25 protein-coding genes are annotated in these 24,607 nt (G+C 74.9%); 20 read left to right on the top strand and 5 right to left on the bottom strand.

Going from position 1 to position 24,607, the window contains the following annotated elements; all coding sequences use genetic code 11:
* The 6 genes from AB0C69_RS14065 to AB0C69_RS14040 all read left to right on the top strand — a co-directional run.
* The coding region (locus tag AB0C69_RS14065; protein WP_360353440.1) for a hypothetical protein at positions 1-932 on the top strand (932 nt) is incomplete at its 5' end.
* Between the two features lie 46 nt (positions 933-978).
* Complete coding sequence (locus AB0C69_RS14060) at positions 979-1,845, top strand: hypothetical protein (protein ID WP_360353438.1); 867 nt, start codon at positions 979-981, stop codon at positions 1,843-1,845.
* Positions 1,842-3,353 (top strand): ferredoxin, encoded by a 1,512-nt coding sequence (locus AB0C69_RS14055; protein WP_345185834.1) that lies wholly within the window; start codon positions 1,842-1,844, stop codon positions 3,351-3,353. The genes AB0C69_RS14060 and AB0C69_RS14055 overlap by 4 nt, the downstream gene beginning before the upstream one ends.
* 127 nt (positions 3,354-3,480) lie before the next feature.
* Positions 3,481-4,113: a DUF4142 domain-containing protein gene (locus tag AB0C69_RS14050; protein ID WP_345185837.1), complete on the top strand. Its 633-nt coding sequence runs from the start codon at positions 3,481-3,483 to the stop codon at positions 4,111-4,113.
* Between the two features lie 30 nt (positions 4,114-4,143).
* Positions 4,144-5,433: a DUF1996 domain-containing protein gene (locus AB0C69_RS14045; RefSeq protein ID WP_360353435.1), complete on the top strand. Its 1,290-nt coding sequence runs from the start codon at positions 4,144-4,146 to the stop codon at positions 5,431-5,433.
* Positions 5,434-5,503: 70 nt separating this feature from the next.
* Positions 5,504-6,190 (top strand): NAD(P)H-binding protein, encoded by a 687-nt coding sequence (locus AB0C69_RS14040; RefSeq protein WP_360353433.1) that lies wholly within the window; start codon positions 5,504-5,506, stop codon positions 6,188-6,190.
* Positions 6,191-6,209: 19 nt separating this feature from the next.
* Here the strand turns inward: AB0C69_RS14040 and AB0C69_RS14035 are convergent, their stop codons facing one another.
* Positions 6,210-8,000 (bottom strand): long-chain fatty acid--CoA ligase, encoded by a 1,791-nt coding sequence (locus AB0C69_RS14035; RefSeq protein ID WP_360353431.1) that lies wholly within the window; start codon positions 7,998-8,000, stop codon positions 6,210-6,212.
* Positions 8,001-8,235: 235 nt separating this feature from the next.
* Here AB0C69_RS14035 and AB0C69_RS14030 point away from each other — a divergent pair, with 235 nt between their 5' ends.
* The 6 genes from AB0C69_RS14030 (at position 8,236) to AB0C69_RS14005 (ending at position 12,594) form a co-directional block, all read left to right on the top strand.
* A complete protein-coding gene (locus AB0C69_RS14030; RefSeq protein WP_345185861.1) occupies positions 8,236-8,931 on the top strand; it encodes a copper homeostasis protein CutC in 696 nt (231 codons plus the stop codon).
* A 99-nt stretch (positions 8,932-9,030) separates the two neighbouring features.
* Positions 9,031-9,798, top strand: a complete 768-nt coding sequence (locus tag AB0C69_RS14025; RefSeq protein ID WP_345185865.1) for a metallophosphoesterase — start codon at positions 9,031-9,033, stop codon at positions 9,796-9,798.
* 62 nt (positions 9,799-9,860) lie between these two features.
* Complete coding sequence (locus tag AB0C69_RS14020; RefSeq protein WP_345185869.1) at positions 9,861-10,295, top strand: SRPBCC family protein; 435 nt, start codon at positions 9,861-9,863, stop codon at positions 10,293-10,295.
* 76 nt (positions 10,296-10,371) lie between these two features.
* Positions 10,372-10,878 carry a hypothetical protein gene (locus AB0C69_RS14015; protein WP_360353428.1) on the top strand — a complete coding sequence of 169 codons (507 nt, stop codon included), beginning with the start codon at positions 10,372-10,374 and terminating at the stop codon, positions 10,876-10,878.
* A gap of 49 nt (positions 10,879-10,927) precedes the next feature.
* A complete protein-coding gene (locus AB0C69_RS14010) occupies positions 10,928-11,896 on the top strand; it encodes an ROK family glucokinase (protein WP_179842911.1) in 969 nt (322 codons plus the stop codon).
* A 2-nt stretch (positions 11,897-11,898) separates the two neighbouring features.
* The gene (locus AB0C69_RS14005) at positions 11,899-12,594 is read left to right on the top strand and encodes an endonuclease/exonuclease/phosphatase family protein (RefSeq protein ID WP_360353426.1); all 696 of its coding nucleotides are present in this window, start codon (positions 11,899-11,901) and stop codon (positions 12,592-12,594) included.
* Here AB0C69_RS14005 and AB0C69_RS14000 read toward each other — a convergent pair.
* The gene (locus AB0C69_RS14000; RefSeq protein WP_345185876.1) at positions 12,591-13,466 is read right to left on the bottom strand and encodes a hypothetical protein; all 876 of its coding nucleotides are present in this window, start codon (positions 13,464-13,466) and stop codon (positions 12,591-12,593) included. The genes AB0C69_RS14005 and AB0C69_RS14000 overlap by 4 nt on opposite strands.
* Before the next feature lie 368 nt (positions 13,467-13,834).
* Here AB0C69_RS14000 and AB0C69_RS13995 point away from each other — a divergent pair, with 368 nt between their 5' ends.
* The 8 genes from AB0C69_RS13995 to thiI all read left to right on the top strand — a co-directional run bounded on the left by AB0C69_RS13995 (position 13,835) and on the right by thiI (position 21,284).
* Positions 13,835-14,572 (top strand): lysophospholipid acyltransferase family protein, encoded by a 738-nt coding sequence (locus AB0C69_RS13995; RefSeq protein WP_345185877.1) that lies wholly within the window; start codon positions 13,835-13,837, stop codon positions 14,570-14,572.
* Positions 14,559-15,740: a DUF5931 domain-containing protein gene (locus tag AB0C69_RS13990; RefSeq protein WP_360353423.1), complete on the top strand. Its 1,182-nt coding sequence runs from the start codon at positions 14,559-14,561 to the stop codon at positions 15,738-15,740. Before AB0C69_RS13995 ends, AB0C69_RS13990 begins: the two co-directional genes overlap by 14 nt.
* Positions 15,741-15,775: 35 nt before the next feature.
* Positions 15,776-16,414 (top strand): response regulator, encoded by a 639-nt coding sequence (locus tag AB0C69_RS13985; RefSeq protein WP_353834753.1) that lies wholly within the window; start codon positions 15,776-15,778, stop codon positions 16,412-16,414.
* 69 nt (positions 16,415-16,483) lie between these two features.
* The gene (locus AB0C69_RS13980; RefSeq protein ID WP_360353421.1) at positions 16,484-17,470 is read left to right on the top strand and encodes a TIGR04222 domain-containing membrane protein; all 987 of its coding nucleotides are present in this window, start codon (positions 16,484-16,486) and stop codon (positions 17,468-17,470) included.
* Between the two features lies 1 nt (position 17,471).
* Positions 17,472-18,281, top strand: a complete 810-nt coding sequence (locus AB0C69_RS13975) for a DUF692 family multinuclear iron-containing protein (protein ID WP_353834741.1) — start codon at positions 17,472-17,474, stop codon at positions 18,279-18,281.
* Positions 18,278-18,742 (top strand): hypothetical protein, encoded by a 465-nt coding sequence (locus AB0C69_RS13970; RefSeq protein WP_360353419.1) that lies wholly within the window; start codon positions 18,278-18,280, stop codon positions 18,740-18,742. The genes AB0C69_RS13975 and AB0C69_RS13970 overlap by 4 nt, the downstream gene beginning before the upstream one ends.
* 167 nt (positions 18,743-18,909) lie before the next feature.
* Positions 18,910-19,935 carry a 6-phosphofructokinase gene (locus AB0C69_RS13965; RefSeq protein WP_345185891.1) on the top strand — a complete coding sequence of 342 codons (1,026 nt, stop codon included), beginning with the start codon at positions 18,910-18,912 and terminating at the stop codon, positions 19,933-19,935.
* Between the two features lie 104 nt (positions 19,936-20,039).
* Positions 20,040-21,284 (top strand): tRNA uracil 4-sulfurtransferase ThiI, encoded by a 1,245-nt coding sequence (thiI, locus tag AB0C69_RS13960; protein WP_345185894.1) that lies wholly within the window; start codon positions 20,040-20,042, stop codon positions 21,282-21,284.
* Positions 21,285-21,313: 29 nt separating this feature from the next.
* On the opposite strand, the gene AB0C69_RS13955 is transcribed toward thiI, so the two are convergent.
* The 3 genes from AB0C69_RS13955 to aroF all read right to left on the bottom strand — a co-directional run bounded on the left by AB0C69_RS13955 (position 21,314) and on the right by aroF (position 24,519).
* Positions 21,314-22,216, bottom strand: a complete 903-nt coding sequence (locus tag AB0C69_RS13955; protein ID WP_360353416.1) for a DUF5954 family protein — start codon at positions 22,214-22,216, stop codon at positions 21,314-21,316.
* Positions 22,217-22,256: 40 nt separating this feature from the next.
* Positions 22,257-23,246: an EamA family transporter gene (locus tag AB0C69_RS13950; RefSeq protein WP_360353414.1), complete on the bottom strand. Its 990-nt coding sequence runs from the start codon at positions 23,244-23,246 to the stop codon at positions 22,257-22,259.
* 226 nt (positions 23,247-23,472) lie between these two features.
* Positions 23,473-24,519 (bottom strand): 3-deoxy-7-phosphoheptulonate synthase, encoded by a 1,047-nt coding sequence (gene aroF / locus AB0C69_RS13945; RefSeq protein WP_345185957.1) that lies wholly within the window; start codon positions 24,517-24,519, stop codon positions 23,473-23,475.
* Between the last annotated feature and the right edge of the window lie 88 nt (positions 24,520-24,607).

Genomic DNA, 24,607 nt, shown 5'->3' with positions numbered 1-24,607 from the left:
ATGAACCCACCCGAACACGGTCGTGGCGGGGTTTCGGAACAGCATCACCCGAACACCTTCATGAACGCAACCCGCCGTTTCCGCCCCGTGGGCGGTTCGGCACCAGTGCGATCCCGGTTCCCGAGGCCAGCGCGGCCGGCCCCGAGCTCGCCTTCTACGCCGCCCACTGGACGGGCCGCCAGTGGCAGGTCGGGCTGTCCGGCGCGACGGCGTTCGCCTCGCTCCTCGGAGCCGCCCCCGCGGACCTCATGTCGCCGGCGGAGTCGAGGCTCCTGCGCAGGTACGGCGCGCTGAGCGCCGCGCAGGCCGCCACGCTCGTCAACGGGACGCGGGCGGGCGACCGGCTGATGCTGCCGTGGAAGACCGGCCAGGCGTGGTCGATGACGACCTCCGACGACGCCGTGGCGGCGCGCCCGCTGGCGTCGCTGGCGTTCTCCGGCGGCGACGGCCGCGTCCTCGCCGCCGGCGGCGGGCGCCTCTACCGGTTCTGCTCCAGCCAGGCCGGCGCGGTGGTCATGGTGATCCACCCGAGCGGCCTCGCGTCCACCTACTACGGGATGCGGGGCGTGACCGAGCTGCGCGACGGCAGCGTCGTCGAGCAGGGCGACGCGCTCGGCCGCACCGGCTCCGGGCGGCCCTGCGGCGGGGCGGCCGCGCCCCGCGCCGAGGTCGCTTTCGGGCTGCGCCGCGGCGGCGGTGCGGTCCCGCTCGACGGCGCCGAGATCGGCGGCTGGACGTTCCGCGAGCGCGCCAAGCCGCTCCTCGGCTTCGCCGAACGCGGCGTCCTCCAGGTGCTTCCCGGGGGCCTGCTGGCCAACCTCGGCCCGGTCCCCGCCGCGGACGACTCTCCGTCGTCAACGCCGTCCCCCGGCAAGAAGCCGGAGAAGGACGGCGCCGGACCGGCCGGCGCCCCGGCGCCGGCCGCCACCTAGAACAGGAGTCCGAGCGGTGCGAATTCGCAACAGTGATGATCCCGCGGTGCCCACCTGGGCGCTGCGCGTGGTGCTCGCCGGCGCGGTGCTGGTGCTGGTCGGCGCGGCGACCCCGCAGGGCGCCGTCGCGGTCGCGAACGTGCAGTACTTCCTCAGCTTCTACGCCGGCGTCTTCGCGCTGGTCGCGCTGACCACCGCGGTGATGAGCGGGCTGCTGGCCACCGAGCGCCTCATCCTGAAGATCCGGCACCGGGTGCTCGCCCAGGCGGTGCACCGCGCCTCCGCCGTCGTCGCGACGGCGATGCTGGTCGCGCACGTCACGGTGAAGGTGATGAGCGGCCTCGCGCTGCCGGTGCAGGTCGTGGTGCCGGACGCCGGCGCGATCGGCCTCGGCACCCTCGCCTCCGACCTGATGCTCCTCATCGTGGTCACGGGGCTGCTGCGGGCGCGGTTCGCGTTCCGCGGCAAGGCCTGGGTGTGGCGGTCGATGCACGCCGTCGCCTACGTGTCCTGGCCGCTCGCGATCGTGCACGGCCTGATCACCGGACGGGCCGCGGCGCCGTGGGTCGTGCTGAGCTACGTGATGAGCGTGGTGTTCGTCGTCCTCGCCCTGGTCACCCGCATGGTCGTGGTGATCAGGCCGCGGGACGTCCACCGGGCCGGCGAGGACGTCGAGGCGTTCTCGCTGCCGGACGGCGCGGGCCGCCGCCGCGACCGGCGCGCCATGGCGGCGCGCGAGCACGAGGAGGGGCGCGCCGCCGCGAGGGCCCGCGCCCGGGCGCCGGAGGACCCGTTCGACGATCCGCGCGACCTCGGCGACCCGCGCGACTTCGCGGACTCCCGGCAGACCGTCGCGGACCCGCGCGGCATGCCCGTCACCGGACCGGGCCGCGACACCGAGGTCCTCCGATGACCTCGACCGTCACCGTCTCCAATATCGGCGGGCCGCGGCTGACGCTCGGGTTCGACCGGTTCGACCGGCTGGACCTCGACCGGCACCTCGCGGTGCACGGCAGGCTCCGCGCGCCGGCGCTGGACGACCTGGTGCGCATGGCCGAGCAGGTCGACCTGAGGGGACGCGGCGGGGCGGGGTTCCCGTTCGCCCGCAAGCTGATGGCGGTCGCGGCGCGGGTCGACCACCCGACCGCCGACCGGACCGCGCTGCTGCCCGGCGAGAGGGGCGACGAGCGCGGGTCCAGCGAGGACGTCGTCGTGGTGGTCAACGGCGCCGAGGGCGAGCCCGGCAGCGCCAAGGACAAGGTGCTGCTCGGCAGGGCGCCGCACCTGGTGCTCGACGGCGCGCAGATCGCGGCGAGCGCGCTCGGGACCCAGCGGATCGTGCTGGCCGTCGAGAGCGACGAGGCCGCCCGGTCGGTCCGCGCCGCGATCAGCGAGCGGCGGATGCCGGCCCGGGTGGTGCGGCTGACCGAGCGGTTCATCTCCGGGGAGAGCGGCGCGGTGATCCGCGCGATCAACGGGGAGACGCCGATCCCGCCGGGCGTCAAGGTCCGCGCGTCCGACTCGGGGGTGGACGGCTTCCCGACCCTGCTGTCCAACACCGAGACGTTCGCGCAGCTCGCGGTGCTCGTCTCCCTCGGCCCCGACCTGTACGCCTCGGCCGGGACGGAGGACGAGCCGGGCACCACGCTGCTGACGATCGGCGGGACGCAGGTCGTGGAGGCGCCGCTCGGCACGCCGCTGCGGGCCGTCCTCGACCACTGCGGGGTGCCGGCGTCGCCGGGCGTGCTCGTCGGCGGCTACCACGGCATGTGGCTCGACCCGGCCGCGGTGTCGCGGGCGGTCCTGTCGCGCGCGGGGATGCGCCGCGTCGGCGGGACGGTGGGCGCGGGGATCATCCTGCCGCTCACCCAGGGCACCTGCCCCCTCGGAGAGGTGACGCGGATCGCCTCCTACCTCGCGGCGCAGTCCGCCGGGCAGTGCGGGCCGTGCCGGCTCGGGCTGCCCGACGTCGTCCGGTCCCTGATGGCGCTCACCGAGGGGGCCGGGACGGTGGACGGCGTGCGCCGCGCCGCCGGCGTCGGCCGGGGCCGCGGCGCCTGCACCCACCCCGACGGGACGGCCAGGTTCGTCCTGTCGGCGATGGAGGCCTTCACCGCCGACATCGACGCGCACCGGTGGGGAGGCGGGTGCGGCCAGTCGACCTACGGGGTGCTGCCGCTGCCGGTGCCGGACGGCACGGAGGGGCGGGTCGCGATCGACTGGAGCCGGTGCGACGGGCACGGCCTGTGCGCCTACCTCGTGCCCGAGCTGATCCAGCTCGACCGGTACGGCTTTCCCGTCGTGCTCGGCACCGACATTCCGTCGTGGATGGAGAAGGACGTTCAGAAGGCGGTCGCGATGTGCCCCGCATTGGCGCTTCGTGTCGTCGGCGGAGTCCCCGGGGCGCCCTCGCGGCGTTGAATTCCGGGCGCAGAAAGAAATGACAACAGGTGGACATCGTTGAACCCCCGGGGCGTTCCGCTGCGTATCTCCGGACGAACCCGCGCCGGGTCCGTCGAGAGATCCTTGGAAGGAGGGACGAGAGCCCTTGAGGAAATCCTACGGAATCGCCGGAAAGCGCACGCTCCCGCGCCTCGGCAAGGGGCGCCTGCTGCTGGTGCTGGCGGCCGCGGCCGCCGTCGTGGCGGCCTTCGCGGTCGTCATGAGCCCGGTCGGCACGCCCGCGAGCGGCGCGGCGAACCTCGGTGGCACCGTCAACACCCGCTGGGGCCGGCTCAGCACTCTGGACAGGCAGCTCCTGGTGAAGGTCCGGCAGGCCGGCCTCTGGGAGATGCCCGCGGGACAGCAGGCCGCGCAGCGCGCCTCCAGCCCCCGGGTGAAGGAGGTCGGCGAGATCATCATGCGCCAGCACATGCAGCTGGACGCCGACACCCGCGCCGAGGCGCAGAAACTGGGCGTGCTGCTTCCCAACGAGCCCAACGGCAGCCAGAAGAGCTGGCTGAGGGAGATGTCGGGAAAATACGGCGCCGACTATGACAAGACGTTCGTGCTGCGGTTGCGCGCCGCCCACGGGCAGGTCTTCACGGTCATCGCCAAGGTGCGCGCCGCGACCGAGAACACCGAGATCCGCGCGTTCGCCGAACGGTGCCTGAAATTCGTCAACACGCACATGTCGCTGCTGGAGAGCACGGGCCTGGTTCCCAGGCGCGCTCTGCACTGACGGAGACCCCGCAAAGGGAGCAGTTTTTCGATGGGACGAAAGAAGAAAGCCTTCGCCGCGTTGATCCCGGCGCTGACCCTGGTCGCGACGGTCTACCAGGGGATCCCCGCCGCGGCGGCGGACCCGACCGCCCAGCCGACCGACCCCGCCGCGCAGCCGACCGACCCCCAGGGCGGCCAGCAGAACGGTGGCCAGATGGGCGACGGCGGTCAGATGGGTGACGGCGGTCAGATGGGCGACGGCGGTCAGATGGGTGACGGCGGCCCGATCGACGGCGGCCAGACGACTCCGCCTGCCGACCCGCAGGGCGGCCAGCAGCCCGGCGGCGGCCAGAACGGCGGGCAGAACGGCGGGCAGAACGGCGGCCAAAATGGCGGCCAGAACGGTGGCCAGAACGGCGGGCAGGCGCCGGCGAATCCGAGCCTGCGCGCGGACCAGTTCGTCGACATCCGCAAGGCGCCGCGCGTGCGGCAGCCCCGCCGCGGCCGCCAGGCCTCGACCGGCGTGTTCGCGTCCAGTTGCGGCGTGAACAAGGGCCAGGCCCACAGCAACCCCGACAACGTGCTCGCCGCCCCGGGCGTCGTGAACGGCGCGCACCACATCCACGACTACGTCGGCAATCTCGACACGAACGCGTTCTCCACCGACGAGACGTTCGCCGCCGCCGGGACGACGTGCACCAACGGCGACAAGTCGGCCTACTTCTGGCCGGTGATCCGGCTCCGCGCCGGTCAGGACACCTCGGACCGGGCGCAGCAGAGCCAGGCGGACGGCAACGTCGGCAGCATCGTCACCCCGTCGAGCGTCAAGCTCCAGTACCTCGGCAACCCGCGCGCCAAGGTGACCGCGATGCCGCGGTTCATCCGCGTCGTCGCCGGTGACGCCAAGGCCGTGACGAACGGCCTGAAGAACGCGCACGCGAGCTGGACGTGCAGCGGGTTCGAGAACCGGGCGTTCACCGACAAGTACCCGCTGTGCCCGCGCGGCAGCAAGGTGGAGCGCGTGCTGAACTTCCCGAGCTGCTGGGACGGTCAGAACACCGACAGCGCCAACCACCGCGACCACATCCGGTTCGCGGACCCGCGGACGGGGCAGTGCCCGCAGGGCACGAAGGCCGTGCCGCAGCTGCGCATGACCCTGGCCTACAACCTGCCGGCCAAGCCGCTGGCGTTCGCGCTGGACAGCTTCCCCGAGTCGGGCCACGACCCGGTCACCGACCACGGCGACCTCATCAACGTGATGGACGACCAGCTGATGGCCAAGGCGGTCAAGGCGATCAACGGCTCCAGGGCCGGGACGCGGATCAAGCCCCGCCGCTGAGCGGAACCGGTCCGCGGGGGCCCGGGCGCGCGTCCGCGCGTCCGGGCCCGCCGCGTCCTACGATCGCGGCATGAACATCGTGATCGCGGGCGGGCACGGGCAGATCGCACTGCGGCTGTCCCGGCTGCTGGCCGCACGGGGGGACACCGTGCTGAGCATCATCCGCAATCCCGGCCACGCCGGGGACGTCCGGGACACCGGCGCGGGACCGGTCGTGTGCGACCTGGAGTCGGCGACCCTCGACGAGGTGGCCGACCACCTGACCGGCGCGGACGCCGTCGTGTTCGCCGCCGGGGCGGGCCCGGGCAGCGGCGTGGCGCGCAAGGACACCGTCGACCGCGGCGCCGCGGTGCTGGCGGCGGACGCGGCCGAGCGCGCGGGCGTCCGCGGCTTCGTGCAGATCTCCGCGATGGGCGCCGGGGAGCCGCCCGCGCCCGGGCGCGACGAGGTCTGGGAGGCCTACATCAGGGCCAAGGGCGCGGCCGAGGACGACCTGCGGCGCCGCGACGCCCTGGACTGGCTGATCCTGCGGCCGGGCCGCCTCACCGACGACCCGCCCACCGGGCTGGTGGCGCTGGCCGAGCCGCCGATCGGGCACGGCGCGGTCACCCGCGACGACGTGGCGGCGGTCATCGCGGCGCTGCTGGACGCCGGCGACGTCCGCCGCCTCACGCTGGGCCTGCTCAACGGCTCCACCCCGATCGGGGACGCCGTCGCGGCCCTGCGCCCCGCGTCCGGCGGCGCGCCGGGCGCCTGACCGCGCGGGCCGCCCCGGCTCAGCCGGTGTAGAGGGCGTCGATCTCGTCGGCGAAGTCCTTCATCACCACGTTGCGCTTCACCTTCAGGCTCGGCGTCATGTGCCCGGCCTCCTCGGTGAAGTCGACGCCGAGGACGACGTGCTTCTTGATCGCCTCAGCGTGGCTGACCGACTTGTTGGCGTCGGCGACCGCGGCCTCGATCTCGGCGACGAGGTCGGGGTCGCGGCGCAGCTCGTCCACCGTCATCGCCTCGGGCTTGCCGTGCCGGGCCTTCCACGGGCCGAGCGCCTCCTCGTCCAGGGTGACGAGCGCGCTGATGAACTTGCGGCCGTCGCCGACGACGAGGCACTGGCTGATCAGCGGGTGCGCGCGGAGCCGGTCCTCCAGCGGCGCGGGCGCCACGTTCTTGCCCGCGGCGGTGACGAGGATCTCCTTCTTGCGGCCGGTGATCCGCAGGAAGCCCTCCTCGTCGAGGGAGCCGAGGTCGCCGGTGTGGAACCAGCCGTCCTCCAGGGCCTCCTTGGTGGCGGCCTCGTTGTTCCAGTAGCCGCGCATGACGTTGACGCCGCGCACGAGGACCTCGCCGTCCTCGGCGATGCGCACGTCGACGCCGGGGATCGGCGGGCCCACCGTGCCGATCCTGAGGGCGGAGGGCCGGTTGACGGCGGCGGGCGCGGTCGTCTCGGTGAGGCCGTAGCCCTCCAGGATCGTGATCCCGACGCCGCGGAAGAAGTGCCCGAGCCGCTCGCCGAGCGCGGCGCCGCCGGACACCGCGTACTGCACCCGTCCGCCGACCGCGGCGCGCAGCTTGCGGTACACGAGCACGTCGAAGACCTTGTGCCGGGCCTTCAGCCCGAGCCCGGGGCCGCCGTCGTCCAGCGCCCGGCTGTAGGCGACCGCGGTGTCGGCCGCCGTCTTGAAGATCTTGCCCTTGCCGTCGGCCGCGGCCTTCTGCTCGGCGCCGTTGTAGACCTTCTCGAACACGCGGGGGACGGCCAGCAGGAACGTCGGCCGGAACGAGGCCAGGTCCGGCAGCAGGTTCGGGACGTCGCTGTGCCCGAGCACGATGCCGCCCTCGATGGTGGCGACCTCGATCAGCCGGGCGAACACGTGGGCCAGCGGCAGGAACAGCAGCGTGGAGCTGCCCTCGACGGCGACCTCGGCGATCGCCCCCTGCACGGCGTTGCGGGCGGTCGACACCAGGTTCCCGTGGGTGATCTCGCAGCCCTTGGGGCGCCCGGTGGTGCCGGAGGTGTAGACGAGCGTGGCGACGTCCGCGGCGGAGCGGGAGCGGCGGCGCTCCTCGACGACGTCGTCGCCGACGTCCGCGCCGAGCCGGGCGACCTCCGCGACGCCGCCCGCGTCGATGCCCCACACGTGCGCCAGCCCGGGGAGCCGGTCCCGGAGCCCCGCGACGGTCGCCACGTGCTCGTCGGTCTCGGCGAACACGGCCCTGGCCCCGGAGTCGCCGACGATCCACTCGATCTGCTCGGCGGAGGACGTCTCGTAGATCGGGACGGAGATCGCGCCCGCCGCCCAGATCGCGTAGTCCAGGACCGTCCACTCGTAGCGGGTCCGCGACAGCAGGCACACGCGGTCGCCGGGCTCGACGCCGGCGGCGGCCAGGCCCTTGGCGATCCCCGCCGTCTCGGCGGCGAACTCCGCCGCGGTGACGGCGCTCCACGCGTCGCCGCTCTTGCGCCGCAGCACGATCCGGCCCGGCTCCTCGACGGCCCGGGTGAAGGGCGCGTCGGTCAGAGTGGCGGAGTCGGGGACCTCCACCATCGCGGGGACGCTGAACTCGCGCACGGCCCACTCCTGTCGTCGGTCTTCGAGGACGGCGGGGAGCCCCGGTCGCGCCGGGCCGTCCGGCCGGCGGCGCGTGAACTCCTCCGTTGCCGCATGATACCCACGAGTAGCAACACCGCAGCGAACGGCGGCTGTTAACGGCACGGCAAAGACCGCCCGGCGGCCCCCGGAGCGCGCCGCCGGGTCGCCTACCCTTGACCCGGTCGCACACCGCCAACGGGTTCCGGGGGTCGCCATGTCGCTGCTCGAAGTGATCGCGCTGACCGTTGACGACGCGAGCGCGGCGCAGGAGGGCGGCGCCGACCGCGTCGAGGTCGTCGCCGACATGGCCGCGGACGGGCTCACCCCCGACCCCGATCTCGTCGCGGCGATCCGGGCGGCCACGTCCGTGCCGATGCGGGTGATGCTGCGCGCCAACGCGGGGTTCCGCACCACCGGGGCCGAGCTGGACCGGCTGCGGCGCGCCGCGGCGGGCCTCGCCGACGCGGGCGCCGACGGGTTCGTGCTCGGCTTCCTCGACTCCTCGGGGCACGTCGACGCGGGCGCCACCGGCAAGCTCGCCGCCGACACCGACCCGCTGCCCTGGACCTTCCACCGGGCGCTGGACCACGCCGCCGACCCCGCCCAGGCGTGGGGCGTCGTCCGCGCGTTCGGCGGCCGCCTCGACACGGTGCTGACGGCGGGCTCGTCCCGCGGCGTGGACGCCGGGGTCGACGTCCTCGTGCGGCGCGCGGTCGGGGACCCCGCCGCGGCCAAGATGATCATGGCCGGGGGCGGGCTGCGCCGCAAGCACGTCGCCGTCCTCGCCGCGGCTGGCGTCACCGCCTTCCACGTGGGGACGGCCGTGCGTCCCGACGGCGACTGGGACGCGCCGGTCGACCCCGTGCTCGTCCGCGAGTGGCGCACGCTCGTGGCGGCCGCCGCCGGCTGACGGCCCTCCGCCGACCGAGCCTTTGCGAACGGCCCACGTCGCGCCGGACGTCATGACCCGCCCGTTCACTCCGGCGGTCGGCGCTATTACATTCGGTTCATGAGGATCCATGTGGTGAGCGACGTCCACGGCCGCGCGGACGCGCTGGCGGGCGCGGCGGACGGCGCGGACGCGCTCATCTGCCTGGGCGATCTGATCCTGTTCATCGACTACCACGACCACGGGCAGGGGATCTTCGCCGACCTGTTCGGCCAGGACAACGCCGACCGCTTCATCGGGCTGCGCACCGAGAAGCGCTTCGACGAGGCCCGCGAGTTCTCCCGGGGCCTGTGGGCCTCGCTGGACGGGGACGCCCGGCCGCACATCGAGCGGGCCGTGAACCGCCAGTACGCCGAGCTGTTCGCGGCCATGCCCGCCCCGGCGTACCTGACCTACGGCAACGTCGACGTCCCCCGGCTGTGGGACGCGCACCTGCGCGACGGCCACCACGTCCTGGACGGCCAGACCACCGAGATCGGCGGGCTGCGGTTCGGGTTCGTCGGCGGCGGCCTGCGCACCGAGTACCGCACCCCCTACGAGCTGGACGAGGAGGCCTACGCGGCCAAGGTCGAGGCGGTCGGCGAGGTGGACGTGCTGTGCTGCCACATCCCGCCCGCCGTCCCCGAGCTGCTGTACGACACCGTGGCGCGCAGGTTCGAGCGCGGGAGCGAGGCCGTCCTCGAGGCCGTCCACCGCACGCAGCCGAGGTACGTGCTGTTCGGGCACGTCCATCAGCCGCTCGCGAGCCGGATCCGCATCGGCCGCACCGAATGCGTGAACGTCGGGCACTTCCGCGCGCGCGGTGTGCCCTACGTCCTGACGGTGTGAACCATACTTCTCTAGGGACAGCGGGCCCGCAGGGGTTCGGGGCGAGCCGGAGGGAGACGCAGATGGCGGACCGCACGAGTTCCTCCATCACGGTCAAGGCCGGGAAGGCCGAGATCATGGCGGTGATCGCCGATCTGGAGGCGTACCCGCGGTGGGCGAGCGGCATCCGCGAGTTCACCGTGCAGGAGACGGGCGAGGACGGCCGGGCCGCCCGCGCCCGGCTCACGTTCGACGGCGGCCCGTTCAGCGACACCGTCGGGCTCGCCTACACCTGGGAGGGCGACGACCGGGTGACGTGGGAGCTGGTGGAGCCGGGCACGGTCGTCACGGGGCTGCACGGCTCCTACGTCCTCGCGGAGGAGGGCGGCGCCACCGAGGTCACCTACGAGCTGGCCGTGGACGTCCGCATCCCCATGATCGGCATGGTGAAGCGCAAGGGCGAGAAGCGGATCATCGACTCCGCCCTCAAGGGCCTCAGGCGCCACGTGGAGGGCTGATCCCGCCGCGGGCGGTGGCCTGAACACGGCGCGGAGGCGATACCGTTCACGCCGACGACGGATGGAAGATGGAGACATGAGCGACCAGCCGGGCGACGTCCTGGACGAGGCGGCCAAGCTCGTCGACGCGTTGATCAGGCGGATGGGCGGCGGCCGGGACGAGCACGCGGGCCGGGACGAGCCGGCCGGGGACGTGTGGGACCGTGCCATCGCCGACGAGCCGGCGGGCGGGCCGGGCGGGCGCGCCCGCGGGCCGCACATCGCCACCGGCGCCCCCGAGTGCCGCGACTGCCCGGTCTGCCGGGCCATCGCGATCAAGCGGGAGTCCGGCGGCGACGTGGGACGGCACCTGCGCGAGGCCGGGCGGTCCCTGGTCGCCGCCGCGCTGGACGTGGCGGCGGCGTTCGACCGGACCCGCGCGCCCGACCGGGCGCAGGGGTCCCCCCGGACGCGCGGGTCCGACCGGACCGGGCCGCCGGAGGCGTCGGAGGGCGCGCGGGCGGGTACGTCCGATCGGTCGGAACGTCCCGATCCGGGCGACCCGTGGTCGGCCGCCACCGGCGGCCCCATCGACATCGGGTAGAGCGGGAGTGGCTCCAGCCAGGGGCGACGCGAGGAGGAGGAAGGGTTACATGGCCCTGACCATCGGCGTGGATGTGGGCGGCACGAAGGTGGCCGCGGGGGTCGTCGACGACCGGGGGACGATTCTGGAGAAGGTCCGCCGGCCGACTCCCTCGACCAACCCCAAGGAGACCGCCGAGACCATCGCCGAGGTCGTCGACCTGCTGAAGGGCAAGTACGAGGAGGTCGCGGCGGTCGGGCTCGGCACCGCGGGCTTCGTCGACGAGACCCGCTCCACCGTGCTGTTCGCGCCGAACCTCGCCTGGCGCGACGAGCCGATCAAGGAGAAGGTGGAGAGCCTCGTCGGGCTGCCGGTGGTCGTGGAGAACGACGGCAACGCCACCGCGTGGGGCGAGGCCCGGTTCGGCGCCGGGCGCGGCGAGAACTTCCTCGTCCTCGTGGCCCTCGGCACCGGCATCGGCGGCGGCATCATCATCAACGGCGAGCTGTACCGGGGCCGGTTCGGCATCGGCGCGGAGATGGGGCACTTCCGGGTCGTCCCGGACGGGCGCCGCTGCGGCTGCGGCAACCGCGGCTGCTGGGAGCAGTACGCCAGCGGCAACGCCCTCGTGCACGAGGCGCGCGACCTGGCCCGGGTGGCGCCCGCGATGGCGGGGCGGCTGCTGGAGCTCGGCGGCGGGCGGCCCGAGGGCATCAGCGGCCCGGAGGTGTCGCAGGCGGCCCGGGAGGGCGACAAGGCGGCGCTGGAGTGCTTCCGGACGATCGCGCACTGGGCGGGCCAGGGCCTGGCCGATCTCAGCGCGATCCTCGACCCGGGCGCCTTCATCATCGGCGGCGGCCTGTCGGACGCCGGCGACCTGCTGCTCGACCCGATCCGCTCCGCGTTCGAGGACGCCCTGACCGGTCGCGGCCACCGCCCGCTTCCCGACATCCGGATCGCCGAGCTGGGCTCCGCGGCGGGCATCGTCGGGGCCGCCGACCTGGCGCGCGTCCGCCCGTTCCAGGACGTGATCGTCTAGGCGTGGCCGCCGTCCGGCTGCTCTCCTACAACGTCCGGTCGCTGCGCGACGACCCGGCCGCCGTGGCCCGCGTCGTCCGCGCGAACGCCCCGGACGTGGTGTGCCTGCAGGAGGTCCCGCGCTTCTGGGGGTGGCGGCTGCGGCGCCGCCGCCTGGCGCGGGACTGCGGCCTGCGGATCGCGGCGGGGCGGCGGGCCTGCGGGCTCGCCGTCCTCGCCGCGCCGCACGTGCGCCGCGTGGCCCGCGAGTTCCACCTGCTCTCGCCGGACCCGGGCCTGCACCGCCGCGCCCTCGCGCTCGCCGTCCTGGAGGTCGGCGGCGCCCGCCTGATCGCCGCGAGCACCCATCTGGACCTGGCGGAGGGCCCGCGCCTGCGGCACGTCCACGAGATCCTCGCCCACCTCGACCGCGCCCGCGAGCGCCACGGCGCCCCGGCCGTGCTCGCGGGCGACGTCAACGAGGAGCCGGGCGGCCCGTCCTGGTCGCTGCTGGCCGACCGGTTCCAGGACGCGTACGCGGCCGCTCCGGCGGGCGGGGAGCTCACCTTCACCGCACGCGACCCGAAGCGCCGCATCGACGGCGTCTTCGCCGACCCCGCCGTGCGGATCACCGCGTGCGGGGTGCCGCCCGACGACGCCGGCGACCATGCCCTGGCCACCGACCACCGGCCCGTGCTGGCCGAGCTGGGGCCGCCCTAGACGACGGCCCCGTCGTCGGGGTCGCGGGGCTCGTCGCCCATGCGCAGGACGAGGGTGACGAACCCCCCGATGAACGCGGCGACGGCGAGGAAGGCCGCCCAGCCGGGGACCTCCCAGTCGAGGATGACGGTGACCAGCAGGTAGACGGGGCCGCCGATCAGCGCGATCCAGGCGCCCTTGGTGAGCGGGTCGGCGCTCGGCAGCGGCGGGGGAGGGGGCGGGACGTAGTGCCCCTCGTCGTCATCGTCGTCGCCGGCCGGGAACGCCGCCTCCTCGGCCGGCTTGATCACGCGGGCGCGGGGCAGCCGCCCGGTGCGGTCCTCGCCCTCGCCCGGGGGGTCGGCGGGCTCGCGGATGTTCTCCTCGTCGGGCCACGGGACCTCGTCGCCCTCGGGGACGGTGTCGTACCCGGCGACGATCTCGGCCCAGATGGCGTCCTCGTCGCGCTCGGCGGCGGCGCCCGCCTGGCCGGCGCCCGGGTCGGCGAGGCCGGTCCCGGCGCGCTCCGCGGCGTCGAGGCGCTCGGCGTCCGCGCGCTCGGGGCCCGGCAGGTCGGCGTCGGCGAGCTCGGAGCCGTCGCGGTCGCCGTCGGAGCCGCGGGCCGAGGCCTCGCGGAGCCGGGCGAGGTGCACGCGCAGGATGCCCTCGGCGGCCGGCTTCATGTCGACGTCCACGTACAGCCGGTCGAGGACGTCGCCGGCGACCGGCTCCGCCGCCGCCTCGGCGATCTCCGGCAGGCCGGACGGGGACGCCGCGTAGGCCGCGACGCCCGCCTCGCCGAGCGCCGACAGCATCGCGTCCGCGAGATGCGGCGCGAGGTCGACCAGTGGGGCGTAGGTCTCCGCTGACAGTCCATTGCCACGGCGATTCACGGGGCCGGCTCCTTCGACGACTCCGGCGTGACCGACAGCACCGGCATGGCGGCCTCCGCTCCCCCCATTGACATGTGGTGCCCGGTCGCCCCCGCGTGGAGGCACTCCCGGACACCCCGAAACGTGTGTCCCACGGTATTCGCTGCGCCGCCCGGGACAAGCCCTCCGGCGCACTCGATTGAGATTTACCGCTCCGAGCCTACGGTTATTCCCGGCCCGCCGCCGGGGCGACCGGGTCCCGGTGACGGGTACCGGCCGGTAGATCGGTGGGACGGAGAGTGGGAGGATGTCCCATCATCTCCCGTCGGCCAGGACCGGGGCACGCCCGCGCGGGGGCGTCCGGTCCGAGGGAAAGGTACCCGCATACGATGCTCTGGTTCTGGATCCTGCTGAGGATCGTCCTCTCCCCGGTCATGTACCTGCTGTGGTGGCCGCGGAACCGGGGGGCGCGCAACGTCCCGAAGCGCGGGCCGGCGCTGATGGTGAGCAACCACCTGTCGTTCGCCGACCACTTCTTCGGCCCGCTGCCGCTGATGCGACCGATCTTCTTCATCGGCAAGGAGGAGTACTTCACCGGCCGGGGGATCAAGGGGCTGATCAGCAAGGGGTTCTTCACCGGCGTCGGGGTGGTGCCGGTCGACCGGACCGGCGGCTCGGCCGCCGAGGCGGCGCTGCAGACGGGGCTGCGCATCCTCGGCGAGGGCAAGCTGCTCGGCATCTACCCCGAGGGCACCCGGGCGCCCGACAACCGGCTGTACCGCGGCAAGACGGGGGTCGCGCGGCTGGCGCTGAAGTCGCGGGTGCCGGTGATCCCGATGGCGATGGTCAACACGTTCGAGCTGATGCCGCCCGGCCGGCCGTACCCGCGGCTCGGGATCCGGCCGGGCGTGCGGTTCGGCGAGCCCATGGACTTCTCCCGCTACTACGGGCGCGAGGACGACCACGAGGTGCTCCGCGAGATCACCGACGAGATCATGATGGCGATCCAGCGGCTGTCCGGGCAGGAGTACGTCGACCGGTACTCCGCCGAGGTGAAGGCGGAGCTGGCCGGCAAGGAGGTGCGTCCGGTCGAGGACGACGACGGAGGGCTGAGTGACCGCGGCTGAGCCGCGGGGGACGGGCCTGGAGACCGCGCTGTGGCGGGCCGTGGCCGTCTACCGCGGGCTCGCCCTGTGCTACGCCGCGGTCGTGATCGCCATGAACCACGGCGGCTACGCCCACCCCCTCGGCGGATGGGCCGTCCTCGCCCTCATGGCCGGATGGACCGGCTACGCGTCGTTCGCCTTCGGCCCCGCCGCCTTCGCCGGCAGCGGCCGGGCGCGCCGCGGCCGGCCGCTGCTGGCCGCCGACCTCGCCGTCGCGGCGGGGTGCGTGCTCGCGACGGCGTGGGTGGAGGAGGCCGGGAACATCTCCGCCGGGCGCCCGACGCTGCCGGTGTCGTGGGTGGCGGCCGCGGTGCTGGCGTGGGCGGTCGCGGGCGGGCGGCGGGCGGGCGTCGCCGCCGCGGCCGTCCTGGCCGCCGCGAACCTGCTGGTGCACGCGGCCGCCGGGACGAGCGGCATCGGCGGCACGACGTTCAACGGCATCGTGCTGCTGTTCTTCGCGGGCCTCGTCGTCGGGCACGTCGTGCGTCTCGCGCGGGAGGCGGAGGCGCGGCTGGCGCGGGCCGTCGAGCTGGAGGCGGCGACCCGGGAGCGGGAGCGGCTGGCGCGGCGCATCCACGACTCGGTGCTGCAGGTGCTGGCGATGGTGCAGCGGCGCGGCGGCGAGCTCGGCGGCGAGGCGGCCGAGCTGGGCCGCCTCGCGGGCGAGCAGGAGGCGGCGCTGCGCGCCCTCGTCGGCGCGGGCCCGGCGGCGCCGCCCCCGGACGCCTCCGGCGGCGGCACGGACCTGCGGGCGCTGCTGACCGGGCACGCCTCCACCTCCGTGACGGTGTCGACGCCCGCCACGGAGGTGCGGCTGCCCGCCCACGCCGCCGGGGAGGTCGGGGCGGCGGTGGCGGCGGCGCTCGACAACGTCCGGCGGCACTGCGGCGAGGGGGCCCGCGCGTGGGTCCTGCTGGAGGACGGCGAGGGCGCGGTGACCGTCAGCGTCCGCGACGACGGCCCCGGCATGCCTCCCGGGCGGCTCGACCGGGCCGCGGCGGACGGGCGGCTCGGCGTCGCCCAGTCCATCCGCGGCCGCATCGCCGACCTCGGCGGCACCGTGTCGATCGTCTCCGCGGAGGGCGACGGGACCGAGGTCGAGATGACCGTGCCGCGGGCTAGGGTGTGACCGTGAGCGACGTTCCCCTCCGGCCTCTGCGGGTCATGGTCGTGGACGACCATCCGATGTGGCGCGAGGCGGTGGCCCGCGACCTCGGCGAGGCCGGGCACGACGTGGTCGCGACCGCCGGGGAGGGCCGCGCCGCCGTCCGCATCGCCGCCGCCGCCCGCCCGCAGGTGGCGGTGGTCGACCTCCAGCTGCCCGACCTCAGCGGGGTCGAGGTGACCCGGCGCCTCGCCGCCGCCGACCCGCCCGTCCGCGTGCTGGTGCTGTCGGCCAGCGGCGAGCAGCAGGACGTCCTGGAGGCGGTGAAGGCGGGCGCGACCGGCTACCTGCTCAAGTCCGCCGCCCGCGAGGAGTTCCTGGACGCCGTCCGGCGGACGGGCGAGGGCGACGCCGTCTTCACCCCGGGGCTCGCCGGGCTCGTCCTCGGCGAGTACCGCCGCCTCGCCGCCGCCCCGGCCCGCGAGGACGACGACGCGCCGCGGCTGACCGACCGCGAGACCGAGGTGCTGCGCCTCGTCGCGAAGGGGCTGACCTACAAGCAGATCGCGCAGCGCCTCGTCCTGTCCCACCGGACGGTGCAGAACCACGTGCAGAACACCCTCGGCAAGCTCCAGCTCCACAACCGCGTCGAACTCGTCCGCTACGCCATCGAGAAGGGCCTCGACGAGGAGGAGTAGCGCGGGGCGAACCGCCGCGGCGGCGCCTGCGTCTCAACGCCAGAAGGCGAAGAGCGACGGGAGCGCGTCATGACGGACGAGATCCTGGGGCCCGCGCTGGGGTTCCTCGCGGCCCACCTCCTGGTCGGGCTCGTGCTGCTGGCGGTCCTGCGGAGGGTGCGCGCCGTGATGCGGCGGGGCAGGCCTCCGGCGCGCGATCTGCATCCCTACGAGGTCGCCTACCTGCGGGGCGGAGGGCGCCACGCGATCGCCGCCTCGCTCACGGCGCTGCGGCTGGACGGCGCGGTCGACGCCTACGCCGACGGCAGGCTGCTGGCCACCGAGCCGTCAGCCGCGGGGCCGCGCGCGGCCGGGACGCCGCTGGACGCGGCGGTCTTCGGGGCGGTCGCGCACCTGCGGGCCGGAACGCTCGCCGAGCTCACCGCCGAGCCGGGCGTGCGCGCGGAGCTCGACCGGCTCCGCGACGGGCTCGCCGCGCAGGGGATGGTGCTCGCGCCGGCCGGGCGCCGCCGGCTGCGCAACCTCCAGGCGGTCATGTTCGGGTGGATGATGCTGGGCTTCGTCGCCTTCGTCATGACCGACGCCTTCGGCGGGTTCCCGGCGAAGCTCGTGCCGATCGCCGAGCTGATCGGTCTCGGTTTCGGAGCCCTCGGCCTCGCCTCGGGCGCCGAGCGGACGCGGGAGGGCGAGCTGGCCGTCGAGCGGATCAAGGAGTCCCGTTCCGCCCTGGACCCGGCGAACGAGCCGTCCTACGCCGGGCTGCCGGCGCCCGACGCGCTCATGGGCGTGGCGCTGTTCGGCACGGCCGCGCTCCTGGCGCTCGACCCGCTGTTCGCCCAGACCGTGGGGCTCGGCCGGTACCTGGAGATGGCCGGGGTCGCGGCCGCCTCCGGCGGCCACTCGGGCTCCTCCTGCTCCTCGACCGCCTTGGTGTGCTCGTCCTCCTCCTGCGGAGGCGGCGGCTCGTGCGGGGGCGGGAGCGGCTGCGGCGGCGGGAGCGGGTGCGGAGGGGGAGGCGGGTGCGGAGGGGGCGGCGGCTGCGGTGGAGGGGGCTGAGATGCGGCTGGGCGTGGGGATCGGCTGGCGTCCCGAGATCGCCGGGTTCGTCGGCGCGCTGCCGGGGCTGCGCTTCACCGAGGTGATCGCCGAGTCGGTGCATCCGGCGGAGCCCGCCCCGGAGCTGCTCGCGCTGCGCGACCGCGGCGCGGCGATCGTCCCGCACGGGGTGCGGCTGTCGCTGGGCGGCGCCGAGCCCGTGGCCGCCGAGCGCGTCGCGCACCTGGCCGCCTGCGCCGAGGCGCTCGGCGCGCCGCTGGCGAGCGAGCACGTCGCGTTCGTCCGCGCGGGCGGCGTCGAGGCCGGGCACCTGCTGCCGGTGCCGCGCACCCGGGCCGCGCTGGACGCGCTGACCGCCAACATCCGCCGGACGCAGGCGGAGCTGCCCGTCCCGCTGGCCGTCGAGCCCATCGCCGCCCTCTTCGACTGGCCGGACGCCGAGTACTCCGAGGCCGACTTCCTCACCGAACTGCTGGAGCGCACCGGCGCACTCCTGCTGCTGGACGTCGCGAACGTGTACGCCAACGCGCGCAACCGCGGCGAGGACCCCGCGGACCTCCTCGACCGCCTCCCGCTGGACCGCGTCGCCTACTGCCACGTCGCGGGCGGCTCGGAGGAGGGCGGGCGGTACCACGACACGCACGCCGCCGCCGTTCCCGCCGAGGTGCTGGAGCTGGTCGCGGAGCTGTGCGCGCGGCGCCGCCCGCCCGGCCTCCTGCTGGAGCGCGACGGCCGCTACCCGCCCGCCGCGGAGCTGCGCGCCGAGCTCGACGCCGTCGCCGCCGCCTCCGGACTGGAGCCCGTCACATGAGCGGATCCGACACGAGCGGATTCGACGCCGGGCTGGCGGCGGCGCAGGAGGCGCTCGTCCGGGCCATGACGGCGGGCGGGCCGATGCCGGAGGGGTTCGACGCCGGCGCGGTGCGGGCCGCCGCGCACGGGATCCTGCTGAAGCGGGCGGGCGAGGTCGCCCGAGCATGGCCGGCCCTGTCCGCCTCGTACGGGACGTCCTGGAAGGCGGTCTTCACGGCGTGGGCCGCCGAGCGCCCGACGCGCGGCTCCTTCCGGGACGGCTGGGACTTCGCGCGCGCGAACCGGGACCGTCTCGCGGGCGACGCGGCGCGGGAACTCGCGCTGGCGGAGGTGCGGTGGTCCTATGACGGGCAGGCCCCGCCGCGCCCGCGCGGGGTCGCGGCGCGGCGCGTGCCCGGGGGAGTGGCGGCGGCCTTCCGCGGCCGGGTCCGCGTCTTCGGCCGGGACCCGTCCGGCTGAGGGCGCCGTCGCCGCGAACGAAGTGCCGCGGGGCCCTGCCACGGGCTATGGTCTAGACCATTGGCGGCGCGCCGGGGCATCCGGCGGAGGCCTGCGCCGCCGCGTGCGACGACTAGGCTGAGAACGTGGACCGAGGGAGGAGCCCGGTGGCGGGAGAAGGTGACGGCATGCGCGTCGGAGTGCTGACCGGAGGCGGAGACTGCCCCGGCCTGAACGCGGTGATCCGCGCGGTCGTCCGCAAGGGCGTCCAGGTCTACGGCTACGAGTTCGTCGGGTTCCGGGCCGGCTGGCGCGGGCCCCTCGAAGGCGACACCGTGGCCCTCGACGTCCAGGCCGTGCGCGGGATCCTGCCGCGCGGCGGGACGATCCTCGGCTCGTCGCGGACCAACCCGGTCAAGGTCGAGGGCGGCGTCGAGCGGATCAAGGACAACCTCGCGGGCCTCGGCGTGGACGCGCTGATCGCCATCGGCGGCGAGGACACCCTCGGCGTCGCGCGCGAGCTGTACGCCAACGGGGTCAACGTCGTCGGCGTCCCGAAGACGATCGACAACGACCTGAACGCGACCGACTACACCTTCGGGTTCGACACCGCGGTGAACATCGGCATGGAGGCCGTCGACCGGCTGCACACCACCGCCGAGAGCCACCACCGCGCGCTGATCTGCGAGGTCATGGGCCGGCACGCGGGCTGGATCGCGCTGCACGTCGGCATGGCCGCCGGCGCCAACGTCATCCTCATCCCCGAGCGGCCCTTCGACATCGAGAAGGTCTGCCAGTACGTGGAGAGCCGGTTCAAGACCCGCTACGCCCCGATCATCGTGGTGTCGGAGGGCGCGCACCCCATCGACGGGCAGATGCAGCTGCAGACCGGTGAGCGGGACGCGTTCGGGCACGTCCGGCTCGGCGGCATCGGGCAGGCCCTCGCCGACGAGATCGAGAAGCGCACCGGCAAGGAGGCCCGCGCCACCGTGCTCGGGCACATCCAGCGCGGCGGCACCCCCACCGCGTTCGACCGCGTCCTCGCCACCCGCTTCGGCCTCCAGGCGATCGACGCCGTCAAGGACGGCGACTACGGCAAGATGGTCGCCCTCCAGGGCACCGACATCATCCGCGTCGGCCTCGACGAGGCGACGAAGGAGCTCAAGACCGTCCCGCTGGAGCGCTACTCCGAGGCCGAGGTCTTCTTCGGCTGATCGTCCCGCCCGGGCGGGAACAGGGAATGCGGGTCGCGGTGTTGGCCTCTCTGGGCCACACTGGAGGTCCCCTCTTTACCCTGTTCCCGCCAGGAGGATCACGCATGACCACGCTCGACACCGCGCCCGGCACCGCGGCGGCGGACGTCCGGGAGCAGTCGCCGGTCGACGGTGAGCCGTGCGTGCTGCTCAAACTGGGCGAGATCGTCCTCAAGGGCAAGAACCGCGAGCAGTTCGAGCGCCGTCTCGCCGACAACGTGCGCACCGCCGTCCGGCCGATCGCCCGGGTGGACGTCGTCCGCCGGCACGGCGTCTTCATCGTCCGCAAACACGATGCCGACCTGGCCACCATGGAGCGGGTCGCGCAGCGGATCACCGACGTCATGGGCATCGTCTGGGCGCACCGCGCCTGGCGGGTCGGCAAGGACCTCGCCAGCGTCGAGCGCGCCGCCCTGGAGCTCATGGACGGGCGGACCGGCACGTTCGCCGTCCGGTCCCGGCGCCGCGACAAGCGATTCCCGATGACCTCCACCGAGCTCGACCGGCACATCGGCACGCTCGTCACCGCCCGCTACGGCCAGCCCGTCCGGCTCAAGAACCCCGACCACACCCTGTCGATCGAGGTCGACCGCGACGAGGTGTTCGTCTACTCCGGCGGCCTCGCCGGGCAGGGCGGCCTGCCCGTCGGGATGAGCGGCCGCGGCCTCGTGCTGATGTCGGGCGGCATCGACTCGCCCGTCGCCGCGTACCGGATGATGCGCCGCGGCCTGCGCGTCGACTACCTGCACTTCTCCGGGATGCCGTTCACCGGCCCCGAGTCGATCTACAAGGCGTACGCGCTGGTCCGCGAGCTGGACAAGTTCCAGACCGGGTCCCGGCTGTTCGTCGTGCCGTTCGGCAAGGCGCAGCAGCAGATCAAGTCCTCCGGCGCCGACCGGCTCGCGGTGATCGCGCAGCGGCGGCTGATGCTGCGCACCGGGGAGGTCCTCGCCCGGCGGCTGCGCGGCTCCGCGCTGATCACCGGCGACGCGCTCGGGCAGGTGTCCAGCCAGACCCTCGCCAACATCACCGCGCTGGACGACGCCGTCGAGCTGCCCATCCTGCGGCCCCTCGTCGGCATGGACAAGGTCGAGATCATGGACCAGGCGCGCCGCATCCGCACCCTGACGATCTCCGAGCTGCCCGACGAGGACTGCTGCACCCTGCTCGCGCCCCGCCGCGCCGAGACCCGGGCCAAGATCGACGACCTGCGGCAGATCGAGAAGCGCCTCGACGTCGGCGAGCTCGCCGACCAGCTCGCCGCGTCCGTCCAGGAGCACCGGCCCGCCTACGGCGACCCGGCCGTCTGACCCGCCCCCCCGGCGTCCGAGGCCCGCGGCTAGCGGGCGTCGAAGTCCGTCGGGCGGGGCGGCTCGGGCCCGTCCGGGCCCATCAGGGTGATCCGCTCGATGCGGACGATGCGGAAGCGGCGGCCCGCGACGGCGATGCCGTTGCGGCGGCTGTCGTCCTCCAGCAGCTCCGCCGCCTCGGCGAACCGGGCGATGTCGTCCTCGGCGGGGCTCTCCACCGCGGGCACCACGTGCCTGAAGTAGGTGGCCAGCGAGTCGCGGGCCTGCTGCGGCGCGTCGTACAGGCGCCCCACGGGCCGCCAGCGCCGCTCGCCGCGCTCGGCGACCGTGAACGCGGGCGCCAGCGCGACCGGGGTGAGGAACGCGCCGGACGGCTCGTTCCCCCTGGCCGCCGCGGCGTCCAGCACCTGGCACAGCAGCTCGGCGGTCGCGAGGTCGGACGCCGGGCCGTCGTCGGGCAGCAGCTCGTGCGGCCGGACGGGCGGGACGCGGCCGCACGACGGCAGCGGGTCCAGGTCGGTCGGGCGGGGCGGCTCGGGCCCATCCGGCCCGGTGCGGGCCAGCTGCTCGATCCGCGCGATGCGGAACCGCCGCCCGCCCGCGGTCACCTCGTCGGCCGGCTCGCGCCGCAGCGTCCGGGCCGCGGCCGCCAGGTCGCGCGCCCGGGCTCCGTAGTCCGAGGCGGCGCGGTCCTCCAGGTGGTCGGCGAGGATCTCGCGCGCGCCCTGCGGCAGCGGGTCGAACGGGCACACGACCTGCCAGCCGCCCGGAACCCGCTCGGCGGCGGTGAACACGGCGCCGAGGGCCACGAGCTCCGGGTAGGCGGCCAGGGCGCGGCGCGCGTCCGCCAGCAGCACGGCGGCGACCGGATCGACGCCGTCCAGGTTCTCCGGGAAGAGCCGCCCCCCGGCGTCACCATCTCCCGTCGTCATGCCGGTCATCATCCTCGCCGCGCCGTGCCCGGCCAATGGTTCAGACCAATTCGTTACCGCCCTGTGCGCCTTCGCCGCGGCCCCGTGCGCCGTCGCCGGAGCCGCGCCGGCGGACAGGGGCCACGAGGACCACCAGGCTCGCCGCCAGCAGCGCGAGGCCGCCGAGCGCCGGGCCGCCGAGCCGCTCGCCCAGCAGCACCGTGCCGAGCGCCGCCGCCACCGCCGGCTCCGCGAGCGTCAGCGTCGTCGCCGTCGTCGCCGGCGTGGTGCGCAGGCCCCGGGCGAACAGCAGGTAGCCGCCGCCCGTGGTGATCACGCCGAGGTAGAGCGCGATGAGCGCGCCGCTCCCGGTGAGCAGCCAGCCCGTCGGCCCGGCGAGCAGCACGGGGACCAGCGGAAGGGCCGCCGCGCCGAACAGCGCCGCGGCGACGGCCCGGTCCTCCTCGCCCCGGGTGATGAGGACGGACGCCACCGTCGCGTACACCGCGTACGACAGCCCGGACAGCAGGGCCAGCCCGATGCCGAGCGGCTCCGCGCCCGCGTCCCGGCCGCCGCCGACGAGCAGCGCGCAGCCCGCGACGGCCCCCGCCGTGGCGAGCGTCCACCGTCCGGTGGGCGCGGCGCCGCGCGCCAGCAGCCCGATCACGCCGGCGAACACCGGCGCGCTGCCGATCGTGACGACGGTGCCGACCGCGACGCCCGTGCGCCCGGCGGCGACGAAGAACGCCGTCTGGTAGACGGTGACGGCGGCCGCTCCGAGGGCGACGAGCGGCAGGTTGCGGCGGTCCGTCAGCAGGCGGCGCAGCCCCGCGCCGCGGCGCGTGCACGCGGCGAGGGCCAGCAGGACGAGCCCGCCGATGATGATGCGGATCGCGGCGACCGAGTACGGGGACGCGCCGTCCGCGAACGTGCGGACGGTGCCGGTCGTCCCCCACAGGGACGCCGCGAGCAGGACGTCGGCGCCGCCGCGCCGGGCACTGGACCGCGAGGGCTTTTCGGACGCGCGCCGAAGAGAGGTGTTCTGTGACACGGGAGAAGGGCTCCTGGGCTCGAATCGGAAGGGAGGATCCGGATTCGGGGCGCAGGACGGCACGGCCGGGGCGCGTGGGCGCGCCGGGCCGTGTCGTGATCAGCAGGAATGCGGTCGCCGCGCCCCGTCAGGAGCGCGGCGGTCCGCAATCAGGTGCCCAGTAAGCCATGGTTCAGGACGATACCCGCTCGGCGTCCCCGCCGGACGGCCGGGCGGGTCGGGCGGATCAGGCGGGCACGGCGTCGGGGTCCTCGCTCCTGGTGAGGGAGCGGCCGACGATCGGGGGCAGGTCGCGGACGAGCTTGGCGAGCTCGCGCAGGTCGCCGTCGACCAGGGCCTGCGGGCCGTCGCACAGGGCGGTCTCCGGGTGCGGGTGCACGTCGATGATCACACCGTCGGCGCCGATCGCGATCGCCGCGCGGGTCAGCGGCAGGACCAGGTCGCGGCTGCCGCCCGAGTGCGACGGGTCCACGATGACCGGCAGGTGGGAGAGGCGCTGCGCCACCGGCACCGCGGAGATGTCGAGGGTGTTGCGGGTCGCCCGCTCGAACGTGCGGATGCCCCGCTCGCAGAGCACGATGTCGAGGTTGCCGCGCTGCGCGACGTACTCGGCGGCCATCAGCCACTCCTCGATCGTCCCGTTCATGCCGCGCTTCAGCATGACCGGCTTGCCCGACTCGCCGGCGGCCTGCAGGAGCGCGAAGTTCTGCGCGTTGCGGGTGCCGATCTGCAGCATGTCGGCGTAGGAGGCGACGAGCTCGACGTCGGCGGCGTCCACGACCTCGGTGACGATCGGCATGCCGGTCTCCTCGCGCACGTCCGCGAGGATGCGCAGCCCGGCCTCGCCGAGGCCCTGGAACGCGTACGGCGACGTGCGCGGCTTGAACGCGCCGCCGCGCAGCAGCGTCGCGCCCGCGGCCTGCGCCATCTGCGCCGCGCCGAGGGTCTGCTCGGGGGTCTCCACCGCGCACGGGCCGGCGATCAGCGTCATGGTGCCGGGGCCGATCGGGACCCCGCCGACCCGGACGACCGTCCGCTCGGCGTGGTTCTCGCGGCTCACCAGCTTGTAGGGCGCCGAGATGCGGATGACGTCGCTGACGCCGCGCATCCCGCGCAGGTTCAGCGAGCCGAACTGCTGGACGTCGCCCACCAGCCCGACGATGGTCCGCTCCACTCCGCGGCTGACGAAGGCGTCGCCTCCTGCCGTCTCGACCAGTGAGACGACGGCTCTGACGTCCGCTTCGCTGGCCTCCGGGGCCATGACGACGACCATGGGTTGCTGCCTCTCGTTCATGCCCCGGGAGGCCGGCCGGTCCCCGGAACGACGAAAGCCCCGGGCCGGCCGGCCCGGGGCTTTCGCC

This window comes from Actinomadura sp. NPDC048032 (assembly GCF_040653175.1).
Taxonomy (GTDB): domain Bacteria; phylum Actinomycetota; class Actinomycetes; order Streptosporangiales; family Streptosporangiaceae; genus Spirillospora; species Spirillospora verrucosospora.
This window is presented reverse-complemented; position numbering and strand designations above follow the sequence as displayed.

Coding starts and splice junctions, on each gene's coding strand:
- AB0C69_RS14055 (WP_345185834.1), top strand. CDS start 1,842: ATGACCTCGACCGTCACCGTCTCCAATATCGGCGGGCCGCGGCTGACG.
- AB0C69_RS14045 (WP_360353435.1), top strand. CDS start 4,144: ATGGGACGAAAGAAGAAAGCCTTCGCCGCGTTGATCCCGGCGCTGACC.
- AB0C69_RS14040 (WP_360353433.1), top strand. CDS start 5,504: ATGAACATCGTGATCGCGGGCGGGCACGGGCAGATCGCACTGCGGCTG.
- AB0C69_RS14030 (WP_345185861.1), top strand. CDS start 8,236: ATGTCGCTGCTCGAAGTGATCGCGCTGACCGTTGACGACGCGAGCGCG.
- AB0C69_RS14025 (WP_345185865.1), top strand. CDS start 9,031: ATGAGGATCCATGTGGTGAGCGACGTCCACGGCCGCGCGGACGCGCTG.
- AB0C69_RS14020 (WP_345185869.1), top strand. CDS start 9,861: ATGGCGGACCGCACGAGTTCCTCCATCACGGTCAAGGCCGGGAAGGCC.
- AB0C69_RS14015 (WP_360353428.1), top strand. CDS start 10,372: ATGAGCGACCAGCCGGGCGACGTCCTGGACGAGGCGGCCAAGCTCGTC.
- AB0C69_RS14010 (WP_179842911.1), top strand. CDS start 10,928: ATGGCCCTGACCATCGGCGTGGATGTGGGCGGCACGAAGGTGGCCGCG.
- AB0C69_RS13995 (WP_345185877.1), top strand. CDS start 13,835: ATGCTCTGGTTCTGGATCCTGCTGAGGATCGTCCTCTCCCCGGTCATG.
- AB0C69_RS13985 (WP_353834753.1), top strand. CDS start 15,776: ATGGTCGTGGACGACCATCCGATGTGGCGCGAGGCGGTGGCCCGCGAC.
- AB0C69_RS13980 (WP_360353421.1), top strand. CDS start 16,484: ATGACGGACGAGATCCTGGGGCCCGCGCTGGGGTTCCTCGCGGCCCAC.
- AB0C69_RS13975 (WP_353834741.1), top strand. CDS start 17,472: ATGCGGCTGGGCGTGGGGATCGGCTGGCGTCCCGAGATCGCCGGGTTC.
- AB0C69_RS13970 (WP_360353419.1), top strand. CDS start 18,278: ATGAGCGGATCCGACACGAGCGGATTCGACGCCGGGCTGGCGGCGGCG.
- AB0C69_RS13965 (WP_345185891.1), top strand. CDS start 18,910: ATGCGCGTCGGAGTGCTGACCGGAGGCGGAGACTGCCCCGGCCTGAAC.
- thiI (WP_345185894.1), top strand. CDS start 20,040: ATGACCACGCTCGACACCGCGCCCGGCACCGCGGCGGCGGACGTCCGG.
- AB0C69_RS13955 (WP_360353416.1), bottom strand. CDS start 22,216: ATGACGACGGGAGATGGTGACGCCGGGGGGCGGCTCTTCCCGGAGAAC.
- aroF (WP_345185957.1), bottom strand. CDS start 24,519: ATGGTCGTCGTCATGGCCCCGGAGGCCAGCGAAGCGGACGTCAGAGCC.